The sequence below is a fragment of the Streptomyces anulatus genome (assembly GCF_000721175.1).
Classification (GTDB): Bacteria; Actinomycetota; Actinomycetes; order Streptomycetales; family Streptomycetaceae; genus Streptomyces; species Streptomyces anulatus_C.
The window spans coordinates 513,360-525,422 of record NZ_JOEZ01000007.1; the positions used below are offsets into that span (position 1 = coordinate 513,360).

General features: G+C 73.9%; 11 protein-coding genes. All 11 read right to left on the minus strand.

Features of this window, described 5'->3' with window-relative positions; translation table 11 throughout:
* Positions 1-98: 98 nt before the first annotated feature.
* The 11 genes from IG90_RS0110780 to IG90_RS45715 all read right to left on the minus strand — a co-directional run bounded on the left by IG90_RS0110780 (position 99) and on the right by IG90_RS45715 (position 11,831).
* Positions 99-1,580 carry a carboxylesterase/lipase family protein gene (locus IG90_RS0110780; RefSeq protein ID WP_030581144.1) on the minus strand — a complete coding sequence of 494 codons (1,482 nt, stop codon included), beginning with the start codon at positions 1,578-1,580 and terminating at the stop codon, positions 99-101.
* A gap of 449 nt (positions 1,581-2,029) precedes the next feature.
* Positions 2,030-2,896, minus strand: coding sequence for a terpene synthase family protein (locus tag IG90_RS0110790; protein ID WP_411572618.1), 867 nt, complete (start codon positions 2,894-2,896; stop codon positions 2,030-2,032).
* A gap of 716 nt (positions 2,897-3,612) precedes the next feature.
* Complete coding sequence (locus IG90_RS45710) at positions 3,613-4,428, minus strand: zinc ribbon domain-containing protein (RefSeq protein WP_233435963.1); 816 nt, start codon at positions 4,426-4,428, stop codon at positions 3,613-3,615.
* Positions 4,429-4,954: 526 nt separating this feature from the next.
* A complete protein-coding gene (locus IG90_RS0110800; protein WP_030581152.1) occupies positions 4,955-5,530 on the minus strand; it encodes a phage tail protein I in 576 nt (191 codons plus the stop codon).
* Positions 5,527-7,488 carry a putative baseplate assembly protein gene (locus IG90_RS0110805; RefSeq protein ID WP_030581155.1) on the minus strand — a complete coding sequence of 654 codons (1,962 nt, stop codon included), beginning with the start codon at positions 7,486-7,488 and terminating at the stop codon, positions 5,527-5,529. Before IG90_RS0110805 ends, IG90_RS0110800 begins: the two co-directional genes overlap by 4 nt.
* Positions 7,488-7,925 (minus strand): GPW/gp25 family protein, encoded by a 438-nt coding sequence (locus IG90_RS0110810; RefSeq protein WP_030581158.1) that lies wholly within the window; start codon positions 7,923-7,925, stop codon positions 7,488-7,490. The genes IG90_RS0110805 and IG90_RS0110810 overlap by 1 nt, the downstream gene beginning before the upstream one ends.
* Complete coding sequence (locus IG90_RS0110815; RefSeq protein WP_030581161.1) at positions 7,922-8,239, minus strand: PAAR domain-containing protein; 318 nt, start codon at positions 8,237-8,239, stop codon at positions 7,922-7,924. The genes IG90_RS0110810 and IG90_RS0110815 overlap by 4 nt, the downstream gene beginning before the upstream one ends.
* An 88-nt stretch (positions 8,240-8,327) precedes the next feature.
* Positions 8,328-10,109, minus strand: a complete 1,782-nt coding sequence (locus IG90_RS0110820; protein ID WP_030581164.1) for a VgrG-related protein — start codon at positions 10,107-10,109, stop codon at positions 8,328-8,330.
* Entirely contained in the window at positions 10,106-10,828 is a 723-nt protein-coding gene (locus IG90_RS0110825) for a CIS tube protein (protein ID WP_030581167.1), read from the minus strand. Before IG90_RS0110825 ends, IG90_RS0110820 begins: the two co-directional genes overlap by 4 nt.
* A gap of 49 nt (positions 10,829-10,877) precedes the next feature.
* Complete coding sequence (locus tag IG90_RS0110830; protein WP_007457195.1) at positions 10,878-11,303, minus strand: phage tail protein; 426 nt, start codon at positions 11,301-11,303, stop codon at positions 10,878-10,880.
* Positions 11,304-11,393: 90 nt separating this feature from the next.
* The gene (locus IG90_RS45715; RefSeq protein WP_233435962.1) at positions 11,394-11,831 is read right to left on the minus strand and encodes a hypothetical protein; all 438 of its coding nucleotides are present in this window, start codon (positions 11,829-11,831) and stop codon (positions 11,394-11,396) included.
* Between the last annotated feature and the right edge of the window lie 232 nt (positions 11,832-12,063).

The following is a 12,063-nucleotide window of genomic DNA, read 5'->3' on the forward strand; positions in this document are numbered from 1 at the left end:
AAAGCCCGAGTACGTCCAGTACGAGGGCTTCCGGCCGGCCCGCCGAGAGCACGCACCTGACGCCGCTCCTTACCGGGCAAACCTTGGCTGACGCGGCACTAGCGGGCGTCGCGGTACGGCTTCCAGCCGCGCAGCTCGTCGTCGCGCGGGGCCAGGACCAGCGCCGGAGCCCCCGGGCCGAAGACCGTCACGGGCCGCCGCGCGTCCCAGGCCGGCCACCCCGGGTCCCCGTCCGTCGCGAAGTCCACCCACGCCCGGTGCATCGCGTCCGCCAGCTCCTGCGGGGCGTCCGGGCCGGTCAGGGCCATCGTGTCGGGGTGGGCGAGCGTGTCGAAGACGAAGCCCAGCTCCAGCGCGTGACAGGCGCCCAGCCGCTGTACGGGGGTGGGCCAGCCGAACTCGTACACGTACGTGGAGCCCGGCGCGTCCGTCCGGGCGTCGGCCAGCCGGTTGAGCGGGACCCGCAGCAGCAGGTCCGTCGCGAGCGCGCCGAGGATCTCACCGGGGGTGGCGTCCGGGCGGTTGGCGCGGTAGGCGCGGGCGGTGGCGTTCGGCACCTTGAACTTCAGCAGGGCGAGGCGCAGCCGCAGCTCGCTGATCTTCTCGGTGAGGCCGCCGGGCACGAACCAGAGCCGGTACTCCTCGGTGTTCGTCCCCATCAGCAGGTCGATCCCGGCGGACGCGCCGGCGTGCAGCGCCTCCACCGGGTCGTGGGGCAGCAGTTCGCCGTCCACGACCAGCTGGAAGGAGTTGCGGCCGGTCAGTGGGTTACCGCCGCCGGTCACCTCGGTCTGCGCGGCCAGCAGCGCCTCCGGGGCCACGGCGGCCAGCGCGGCGGCCGTCGCGGGCACCCCGAGCCGCTCGGCGATCAGCTCGGTCGTCCCGCGCGCGGCGGCGGGTGGCAGCGCGGCGGGCGCCCCGCTCTGGAGCACCGCCCGCCGCAACAGCCCCGCGGACCGGGGTGCGCTCAGCCGGGCGGCGATGCTGACCGCCCCCGCCGACTCCCCGGCCACGGTCACCCGGTCCGGGTCGCCGCCGAACGCCGCGATGTTGTCGCGCACCCACTCCAGGGCGGCCAGCTGGTCCAGGAGCCCCCGGTTGGCGGGCGCGTCCGGGAGGACGCCGAAGCCCTCGACGCCCAGACGGTAGTTGACGGAGACGAGGACCACCCCGTCCCGGGCGAACGCGGACCCGTCGTACACCGGCACCGCCGAGGAGCCGTGCACCAGCGAACCCCCGTGGATCCAGACGAGCACCGGCAGCCCGGCCGCACCCGGCTCCGGCGAGGGCGTCCACACATTGAGGTTCAGGCAGTCGTCGCCCGGCACCGCCGGATCCGGCAGCAGCTGGTCCAGCGGCGGGGCGTAGGGCCGCTTGGGGGCCGTCGGACCGTACGCCACGGCCTCGCGCACCCCCGTCCAGGGCTCGGGGGGCCCGGGCGCGCGGAACCTGCGCGCGCCCACCGGCGGAGCCGCGTACGGGATGCCGCGGAAGACCGCGACGCCCCGCTCCACCGCACCGCGCACGGTGCCGTGCACCGTCCTTGCCGTCGGGGGAGTCCCCGCCACGATGTCGGACACGTGCCAACCCCTCTCGCGGTGCGGTGGTCCGGGCGGCCACTTCAGGTGGACCGGCCCGTCCGTGGTCAGGGCCGGGCGGCCCTTCGTGCCGACGACCACGATCTCGCCCTTGTGCTCGGCGCCGGAGGACCACGACCTCGTCCCGATCGCCCGCCGGTACTCCGCGGCCGAGGACTTCAGGTCCACCGTGGCGGCCTCCCGCCCGTCGGCATGGACCTATGCCTGCCCCGAAGTGGCGGCCCGCGACACCACCCAGGCGGCTGACCGGCCCCGGCCGGTGAACGTCCGGGTCGGACCGGCGCCCTTGGTCCTGCCGGAGTACGACCTGCCGCCCAGGTAGCTGCCGGAGACCGATGCGACGGCCGTGTCGCCCGTGCGGTCGGGGCGGTTCGGCACCGGCCCCGGCGGGGGCCGGGAGGTGATCCCGGGCCCCGCCGGGGCGTTGCGGCTCAGGCGGCGAAGTACTGGGACAGCGATTCCCGTTCGTCCAGCTCCACCAGATCGGGGCGGGTGTAGCGCTCGGCCCGCGCGTGGTAGTCGAAGTCGCCCCGGATGAGCCCCCGGTAGTCCTGGATGCAGCGCTCCAGGGCCGCCCGGGTCGGTCCGGTGATGCCCGCCGCCTCGATTTCCTCGATCAGTTCCTTTTCCGCCCGCTGCACCCGCTCGGCTATCCGGGCCAGTTGGATGCCGGCCTCGTCGACGGCTTCCTGGAGGGTGGAGCCCCGGTCGCGCTGGATCAGCCGTACGGCGTTGTGCTCGTAGCCGAGAGCGGCTTCCTTCTCGAAGGAGCAGATGTCGTTGCAGAGCCCTGAATGGTCGGTGACCGCGTTCCGCAGGGCGATGTACGCCGGCAGGCTCCGGGCGGAATCCGGAAGGTCGATTCCGGCGGTGATCTCGTGCAGACAGAGAAAGGGCTGCATGGCGACCGAATCCCGCCGGTGCTTGGCGAATTCGGCCCGGCTCGGCACCTGCCCCGCGGCCCGCTCGACGGCCTCGGCGTAGTACGTCCACAGCCAGGCGGCGGTGTCCCGCCGGAACTGCCGGTTCCACTGCGGTGACCGCCCGTGGCAGGTCCGCTCCCGCAGCCCGGAGAGCGCCCGCTCCATCGGTCCGTTCGGCGCGGCCCCGTCGAAGACGTCCACCAGGCGGGAGATCGCCCTCTCACACATCAGCGGATCGCGTCCGGCTGGGCCGTCGTCGAACTCGTCGTCCACCAGGAAGGCCCAGAAGAGCCATTGACAGAACAGGTCGAGATGTTCCTGCGTAGCCTTCGGGAAGATCAGGGATATCCATAGCTCCGGGCGGGTCCGGATCATTTTGTTCCGGGCCGGGACGGACAGATCGAGCCCTTCGGACTCGGCCCATTGCCATGCGGCCCCACGGGTTTCCGTCAGGCCGGGATGGCATCCAGCACTCTGGAACGGCATGTGGAATGCCGGTAACGTGATCTGGCTCATTGCTGCCCCTCGTCTGATGAATACGGGCGGACGACGTGAACGGCGCATTCGGGGTGGTCGGGCAAGGGACGGGCCCGTCGGGAAGCGGCTGCCGGGAGCCCGGAGGCCGGGCGGCAGGGCGACCGTACGAGGTGAGAGGCCATAGCTGTCCTCCTTCCTCCGCCGGGGCGGCCGGGGCAGGTCGGCGAGCCGGTGGGCGAGCGCGTCACCATGGGTGATGCCCAGTCAACCCCCTGTGGGGGTTCCGAGGGAAGCCATGTGTGACCGAAATTGTTTGATCGTCACGAACTCTCTCACTGCTACTGGGTAGTTGGTGAACCTGTGGGGCCCGCCGCACCGGTAATGGCGAGGGTCCGGCAGCGGGTGGTGGGTGGGGGGAGTGAACCGGCGGAGCGACGGCGTCCGGCTCAGAGCCTGTCGGGTGACCTCTGACCCTGGCGGCCACGCCCTGGCACCCACGCTTCCGGCGTTGCCGAGACGCCCTGGCAGCTCCGCTACGAGGACCTCTCGGCGCCCCGGAATCGCACGGCACCGGACCGCGTCCGCTTTCCGGTCGGAGGCCACCCGACAGGCCCTCAGGTGCGCTTGAAGAACTCGACCTCGCCGACCGCGATCGGCCGGCCCTCGCCCTGGCCGGTCGCCTCCCGCAGCACCAGCTCGACGGAGACGACATCGCTGATGCCCGTCCGTACCGTCTGCTCGCCGGGCTTGTCGTTGAAGGTCACCGCCTGCTCGTGGACCGTGCCGTCCTTCGTGGTGACGAGCAGGTCCGCCCGGGTCGGCCGTGCGCCCCGCCGGAACTCCTCGGGCTCCTTCGACACCCCGGTGTGCACCACGACGCCGACCAGCCGGAACGGCGTTTCGAAGGAGCACGTCAGCGACGCGCCGAGCGCGGGCGCGCCCCAGTACTTGTTCGTCAGCCCGTCGATGGCCGCGCCCGCCGGGTGACCGGGAGCCGCCGCGCTCGCGCTCGCCCCGGTGGGGCTGATCTCCGCGGTGCCGCCGAGCTTGTCCCGGACGTCCTCGAAGAGGTAGCGCCCCATCGGGAGGAACAGGAAGCCCGCGAACAGCAGCCCGGCCACGGCCAGGACGAGCAGCGTCCGCCGCAGCGCCCGGCCCGAACCGCCGCGCACCCGGCGGCGGAACGGCCACACCGTGCGCCACCAGGGCAGGGCGGCCGGCTGTTCCCGGGTCCGCAGCGGAGCGGCGCACCGCCTGCAGAACTGCCGCCCCGGCAGGTTCGGCGCGCCACAGGCGGGGCAGGGCGGGCCGTCCGGCGTCTCCTCCTCCGACACCGGCCGCACGACGGGCCGCCGGGTCACGGGCTTGGCCGGCCGCACCGCCCCGACCGGCTCGTCGGCCTCGTTCACGCCGGACGCATGCTCGGACACGTTCTCGGGCGCGCTCCTGGACGCCGGTGCGGATGCCGGGAATCCGGGGCGTACAGGAGCGGGCTGCACGGGCCGCGCCTGCGGCCTCGCCGGTACGGGAGCTGACTCCGCCGCGGGCGTGGCGGGCCGCGGTGGTACGGGGGCGGGTGCGGGAGCCGCCGGGGGCGCGGGAGCCGACCGGGGTGGCTCCGGCGGAAGTTCGGGGCGCGCGGGCGGTTCAGGCCGCTCGGAGGGCGCCGGCACGGGCCGCTCCGGGGCCCCGGAGTCCGCTGCGGGCGGCGGCGGCGGCGTCGGCACAGGCGGAGGTGCCGGTGCCGGTGTCGGCGGACCGGCGGGTTCCGGCTCCTGGGAGGGTGCGGCCTCCGGCCCCGCCACCGGGGCTTCCGGCTCGGGCTCCGGCTCCGGAACCGTCGTCCGCGCAGGCCGCGCCGGCTGGGAGGACCAGCCCAGGTAGCCGCCGCAGTTGCCGCAGAAGTCGTCGCTCTCGCCGTTGGCCGTACCGCACGCCGGGCACGAACGCATCACGTCAGCCTCCTGTCTGTTCGGGCTCTCCGGGCGGGCCCGGCAGGACCTCCACCCGGCAGGTGAGGTGGACGGGGCACGAGGCCGCGGCGACGTCCAGGACGCGGCGGGCATCAACCGGGACGCCCTCGCGCACCGGCCAGACCCGGACGAGCAGTTCACCGGCGGGCGGCGGCGGGAGGGCGGCGCCCGGCTCGGCCGACCAGGTGGCGCCCCCGCCGTCCCGGACCTCCGCGTGCACCCCGCAGCAGAGCCGCAGCCGCTCGACGAGGCCCCGCCGGGTGCCGCGCCACCGGTGCAGCTCGACGGCGCGCGCGACGACCGCCCGGTGCAGCTCGACCGGCCACGCCGGATCGGTCTCCACGCCCACCCAGGACGCCAGCCAGGGCAGGAAGTCGGCCGGGGCCAGCGCCGGGTCGAAGTAGGCGGGCAGGTTGTCCAGCGTCGACAGGACCGGCGCCAGCACCGTGTCCAGGCCCGCCGTGAACCGCTGGGCCAGGTCGTCGTCCGCGTACAGCGCGGGCAGCAGCTCGCCGATCGGATAGCGGCTCGGCAGCCCGGGTATCGCGGCCCGCGTCATACGCCCTCACCGGCCCCGCTCGCGGTGACCACCACCTGGTGCTGGTGTGAGAAGACCAGGGCCCCCGGCGCGACGTCGACCCGGTCCACCGCCGCCCCGCGCCGGCCGGTGATCGGGTCCGCCGGGAACAGCCGGACGTCCTCCACCAGACCGGCCCCCTCCACGCTCTGGAGCACGGCGAAGACCTCCCCGTACTGCACGGGCCTGCCGAACGGCCACCCCCGGCCGTCCGCCCCGCCCCGCAGCGGGTCGATGTGCCGGAACAGCGCCTCCAGCGCCTCCGCCCGCACCCGGTCCACGTCCCCGGGCGCTGCCACCAGCCGGGCGACGACCGTGACGCCCTGGTAGGCGGGCGGCTCCACGACCAGCCTGGTGCCGACCAGCCGCCGTTCGTCGAGCCGGGCGGTGACCGCCGCGAGCACCTGGTCCGAGGGGATCAGCTGCTCGAACCGCAGGTGTCCGTCCTCGTCGGCGACCGCGTCGGGCACCACCAGCACCCGCACCGCACCGGCCTCGCCCGCCACGGCCGGCAGACACCGCACCCGGCGCAGCGACGGTGCGGCCTCCCGGGCGATGACCTCGTAGTCCTCGGCCGTGACGGCCCGTTCCTGCACCCGCAGGATGTTGGGCGCCCGGACCTTCGCGTTCTCCACGGTCTCCCCGTCGACCCCGCCGGTCGCCGCCTCGCGGTTGTCGACGCCCGCGACGTACGGCACCGAACTGCGCAGCACGGAGATCGCGCCCCGGGCGACGTTGCCCGCCGCCCCGCCGCCGGTCCGGTAGCGCGGGACGCGGAGCTGGGCGCCCTTCTCCGGCACCGCCCCGTACGCGCGCATCGTTCCGTCCGGCTCCCGCACCTCCGGCGGGAACGCGAACTCCCCGGAGACCGCGTCGATCCGGACGTGCCGGTCACCGGGTCCGGACGCCCCGAAGTGCTCGACCGGGGTCCAGATCTGCCAGCCCTCGTCCGCCGACACCTGCACGACCGGCGGCTCCCCGTCCAGCAGCAGCGGCGCACGGCTCACCGTGAACCGCTGCCCGGCGACGCCCTCCGACACCCCGAGGGGCACGTCGACGACGGTCTCCGCGTGCTCCGCGGCCGCCGTGCCGCCGACCGTGAACACCTCGGCCTCCCGGATCGTCGGCGACTCCGAGTAGAAGGGCTGGCCCGGCTCCGGAGCGGTCACCCGGCAGCGCAGCCACCCCGCCCGGGTGCCCGCCACGACGGACGGGGTGTGCCCGGCCGGGACGAACACGACGACCTCGCCGGGCCGGTTCAGCCCGCCGGTGCTGTCGGTGCCGGTCGCACAGGTCACCCAGCGGGCCCCGTCCCACGCCTCCCACACCAGCGGCGGCTGACGCGGGTCGACGCCCACGCCCTCCACCCGGCTGTCCAGGCGGACGGCGACGATGCAGTGCGGTACGGCGGTGGGCAGCCCGAACAGGAGGGCGTCACCGGGCTCCGGACGCGTCTGGAAGCACGGGATGTCCTTGCCCGCACCGAGCGGCGCGGTCCGGTCCGTCTGCTCGCCCGACACCGGCGCGGTGACCAGCCGGACCAGCGAACTCGGCACGATCGGCAGGTCGTCGGCGGTGGAGAACACCACCGGCTCCTCCGCCTCCCCGCGCGCGGTCGCCACCTCCGTACCGGCGGGCAGGTGCACGGTCTCCGGCTGCGGCGCGGACAGCCAGAAGTCGATCTCGGCGCGCGCCACGGTCGGCGGGAACAGCGTCACGCCCAGCAGGTCGAGGAAGGCCGCGTAGTTCTTGTCCGGCACCCGGTTCAGCCGGTACAGCAACTGGTCGACCAGGTACGCGAACGTCTCGATCAGCGTGACCCCGGGGTCCGACACGTTGTGGTCGGTCCACTCGGGGGAGCGCTGCTGGACGTACCGCTTGGCCTCGTCGACGAGCTGCTGGAAACGCCGGTCGTCCAGGTTGGGCGAAGGCAGGGCCATCAGCGCACTCCCGCTTCCTGAGAGGTCTGTGACGACGAACCCTCGGACGGGATCGTGTAGAAGGGAAAGACGAGGTTGCGCAGGTCGTTGGTGGCCCGCACGGTGTAGTGCACGTCGATGTAGAGCGTGCCCTCCTCGATGGCGTCGAACGCGATCACCACGTCGGTCACCTCGATGCGCGGCTCCCACCGCTCCAGCGAGGTCCGGACCTCCTGCGCGATCCGCCCGGCCGTCGCCCCGTCGCCGGGCGCGAAGACGTAGTCGTGGATGCCGCAGCCGAACTCCGGGCGCATCGGCCGCTCGCCCGGTGCGGTGCCGAGGACCAGACCGATCGCCTCCTCGATCTCCCGGTCCCGCTCGACCAGCGCGATCCCGCCCGTCGGCCCGACCCGCAGCGGGAAGCCCCAGCCACGTCCGATGAATCCGCCGCCGCTCACATCGGGCCCCCGATCAGGACGTTCGGCGCACCGCTGATGATGGGCGCGCCGCAGCTGGTGCTGTCCCGCATCCGGGCGGCGGGCAGCCCGCCGATCAGCACCTGACCGGTGAGCGCGGCGGCCGGGTTGGGCAGGATCACGTTGCCCGGCCCGAGCGCGGCGTGCGGCGGGACGACGCACACGTGGAGGCTCCCGGTGACGGCCGCGGGCCGGCCGCCGATGAGCACGGTGGCCACGGCCACCGCACCCGGGGGCGGGGTGCCGATGAGACCGCCGTGGGCGGTGCTGTCGCCCGTGCGGGCTGCGGGGGGCATGGCCGGGGTTCTCCTTGCGGTGAGAGGGACTTCGCTGGGTAAGGGGCTTCGGAAAGGACGGAGACGGGGATGGGTGAGGCGGCGGGGGTCAGTTGATCCTGATGAGCTTGGCCTTGAGGACGGCGAGCAGCCCGCCGTCGACCGTGACCCCCGTCTTGCCGTTGACGGTGACCGAGCGACCCTTGATGTTCACGTCGCCCGTGGTCCCGGCGTCGAGCGTGATGCCCGACGCGGACAGCGTCACCGAGCTCAGCTCCCGGGTGCCGCCCCGGCCCTTCACCGTCAGGGTGATCTCGCCCTTCTTCTCGTCGAGCATCACGTCGAGCCGCTTGTCGCCACTGGCGATCCGCACCCCGGAGGGGCCGCGCGGGGCGTCGAGCAGCTCCAGGCGGTTGCCCGAACGGGACACCAGGGAACGGCGGTTGACCTTTCCGCTCGTCGGATCGACCAGCGGGACGTCGTGCGGCGAGGGCTTGTCGACCCCGTTGTAGAGACCGCCGAGCACATACGGGCTGTCCAGCAGCCCCTGCTCGAACCCGACCAGCACCTCGTCGTTGACCTCGGGACTGAACACCCCGCCGCCCCCCTGGCCGCCCCACTGCACGGTGCGGACCCAGTCGGTGACGTACGTGTCGTCGAGCCACGGGAACTTCAGCCGCACCCAACCGCGTTGGCCCTTGCCCTCCTCCCGGATGTCGGTGACCACACCGATCGCCAGGCCCGGCATGCGCGGGCCGCGCGAGGGGGCGTTCCCGCCGGAGGCCAGCCCCGACAGCGAACGGTCCGCCGAGGCGCTGACGATCACCGTCGTGCGGTAGCCGGTGTCCGGTTCGAGGACGTGGTGCGCGGCCGTGGCGGTGTAGCGGCCGGAGAACGCGGGCCCCACGTTGCCGAGCGCCACCGGCAGCCCCGCCCGGAGCTGGGGGTTCCCGTAGGCGACCGCCTCGACCTCCCCGAAGCCGGCGCTGACCGACGCGGCGAGCGCGCCGGCCACGGCCCGGGTCTCCGCCTGGGTGCGGTACGGGGTGTCGGCGATCGTCGTACGGGAGTCGGAGCCGAAGATCTCCGCCGCCGTCGACGGGCTCATCCCCGGAGTGACGGTGTCGCTGCGGACGGACTGCTGCCGGGCCACCAGCCGGGTCTTGGTGTCGACGTTCCAGCCGCGCACCTCGACGCTGTCCGCCCCGTCCGCCCCGGTCAGCACCGCCCGCAGGGCCACCAGGTTGTTCCCGTACTCCAGGACCATCGGGTCGCGCGAGGCGGACGTCGAGGGCGAGGGGGCCGAGGAGGCGGGGTCCGGCTTGGTGAACTGCAGCAGGCCCTTGTCGTCCACCCGTACGGTCGCCCCGCTCTCGGCCGCGAGGTGCTGGAGGAACTCCCAGTCCGACACGTTCGGCTGGGTCAGCTGCTTGTACGTGATCGACGCGGCCTCGATCCGCCCGCAGGCCAGACCGGCCCCGGTGGCGACCTTGCGGACGATGTCCGCCGTCTTCATGTTCCGGTACGCCACGACCTTCCGCCCGCGCTGGAGCCGGTGCGCCTTGGAGAACGCCCGGACGACGGTGAACGATCCGGTGGTGTCGGTGTCCAGCTCGATCGCGGTGACCTCCCCGGTGAACAGCCGCTCGCGCACCCGGTCCTGCACGGTGACCACCGAGATCTTCAGCGGGGTGCCCATGCCGATGCCGGTCTTGGTGAGGAAGGTGTGGTCGGGGTCCCGGTACATCAGTACGGCGGTGTCCGGCAGGCCCACGTTCTCGTCGACCACACAGCTCACCAGCTGGGTGGCCCAGGCGGCGGGCAGCTCGGCGGGCGCCTCGACGATCGGGTCGGCGGCGAAGGAGCGGCCGGGGGCGTCCTTCGCGCTCATCGGTCCTCCTCCGCCAGGTGGTCTTCCCGTCCGGGCACGAGGAGCTCCCGGCCAGGGGTCAACTGCATCGGGTCGTCGATGTCGTTGGCGTGCGCGATGGTCCGCCAGGCGGTGGCGTCGCCGTACTCCCGCCAGGCCAGCAGCGGCAGGCTGTCCCCGGCCACGACCCGGTGGGTGCGCCGCGCCTCCTTCGAACCCGAGGTGGGGTTCTGCCCGGCCGGGTCGACGCTCGCCTCCTCGATCGACAGGGAGCAGGTGGCGCGCAGCGGCTTCCCGTCGACGTCGAACAGGGTGTAGGAGACCGAGAGGTTGGAGAGCACCCCGTCGAACGAGGTCGTCTTCGACGTTCCCCAGTCGAACCGCACCCAGGGGCTGGCGGGCGTCTTGCGCGCCAGGCTGCTGGGGGTGGGGACACACGCGGTCATCAGCTGCTCCACCGCCTTCTCCACGGAGTTGTCGTGGGTGGCGGTGGCGTCGAGGAAGACCTCCAGCGACAGGGCCCGGGGCCCGCTGCCGACGAACTCGGGCAGCGCGGACTGCCCGGCCATCCGGGATGGGGTGCGCCGCCACTCGGTGCTCTTGCTCAGCGACAGCTTCGCGGGGTTGAACTGCAACGTGAGCCGGGCGAGCGCCCCGCCGGGCTTGGCGCCGACGGCCGACGGCGGCTCCATGATGGTCAGCTGGGCGCGAGCGCGGCTCGCGCGGAGAGCGGGTGACATCGCGTTCCTCCTTCCTTCGTACGGGTCCTGTCGGATGTGCTGCTTCCGGTCAGGACGGCTCCAGGCCCTCGTGCGCGATCTCCAGCGTCTCGATCGCCGCCTGGGAGTTGGCGGGGTCGAAGGACGGCCCCTGCCACCGCACCGGCACGATGCCGTGGACCTGCCAGCTGATGATCCGGCTGAGGTCGGGGCGCAGCGCCACGATCTCGCCGTCCTTGGGCTCGACCCGCTGGATCGTCTCGTTCAGCCAGCGCGCGATCTTGAGGGTGTCGGCGGTCACCGGGCGGGTCAGCGTGATGTTCGTCCAGGTGATCCGCCCGGGCAGCTGCCAGGTGAACCCGTTGTTGCCGCCCTCGGCGTACGTCTCCATCTCCACCTCGGCGCCCAGGCCGGAGCAGGTGTGGAACGCGCCCAGGTCGCTGCCGCCGATCGCGAGCTTGAAGAACACGCTCGTCGCGAAGATGTTGTCCGTCATGCGTCTCTCGTCTTCTCTGCTGTCTCTCGTACGGGGCGTTCGGAGGCGGGCGGTACGGGTCCGGGCGGGGTGCCGGGGGCGGGCGTGCCGTCAGCGGCGGCCGTCGTGCAGCCGCCCGCTGCGTTCGCGGCCCCGCCGCAGATCGGCCCGGATGAGCCGGCTCACCGGGTCGAGGAGCCGACGGGCCAGCTCCTCGATCTCCGTTCCGCTCAGCCGGTTCGCCGGAGCGGCGCCGGAAGTGTCGTCGGGGCCGGTGGCCTTCGCCGTCGCTGCCCCGGCGGCGGGCTTCGCCGGGGCGGCCTGCACCGGAACCCCCGTGATCCCGGCGTTCGCCGCCGCCCGCCGGACCGCCTGCGCCCTGCTCTCGGGGCGGCCCGCCGCGGCGGCCTGCGCGGGCGGGCGGGGCGGCACCCGTACGGAGGGACCCGGCGGCCCGCCGGGAGCGGCTCCGCCCACGGGGGCCGGCCCGGCGACCGGCGGACCGGCGCTGTCGGGCACCACCGGCATGGCCAGCCGCTGTACGGGCACGGCGGCTTCCGGCCGCGCGGCTGCGGGCGGATGAGGCCGGACGACGGGAACACGGCGCGGACCGGGGGTGGTTGCGGACGCCGACGCTTCCGAAGGCGCCGGTGCTCCCGAAGACGCCGGTGTTCCCGAAGGCGTCGGCGGCATCTCCGGCCGGGAGGGCAGGGCGTACGGGAGCGGCGCGGCGGGCACGGCCGGAGCGGTGGCGGCGCGCTGTACGGGAGGGACAGCCGGG

What these genes read in the sequence shown, in the direction of transcription:
- IG90_RS0110805 (WP_030581155.1), bottom strand. Translation starts at nt 7,488, where the DNA reads ATGGCCCTGCCTTCGCCCAACCTGGACGACCGGCGTTTCCAGCAGCTC.
- IG90_RS0110790 (WP_411572618.1), bottom strand. Translation starts at nt 2,896, where the DNA reads ATGATCCGGACCCGCCCGGAGCTATGGATATCCCTGATCTTCCCGAAG.
- IG90_RS0110815 (WP_030581161.1), bottom strand. Translation starts at nt 8,239, where the DNA reads ATGCCCCCCGCAGCCCGCACGGGCGACAGCACCGCCCACGGCGGTCTC.
- IG90_RS0110820 (WP_030581164.1), bottom strand. Translation starts at nt 10,109, where the DNA reads ATGAGCGCGAAGGACGCCCCCGGCCGCTCCTTCGCCGCCGACCCGATC.
- IG90_RS0110800 (WP_030581152.1), bottom strand. Translation starts at nt 5,530, where the DNA reads ATGACGCGGGCCGCGATACCCGGGCTGCCGAGCCGCTATCCGATCGGC.
- IG90_RS0110830 (WP_007457195.1), bottom strand. Translation starts at nt 11,303, where the DNA reads ATGACGGACAACATCTTCGCGACGAGCGTGTTCTTCAAGCTCGCGATC.
- IG90_RS0110825 (WP_030581167.1), bottom strand. Translation starts at nt 10,828, where the DNA reads ATGTCACCCGCTCTCCGCGCGAGCCGCGCTCGCGCCCAGCTGACCATC.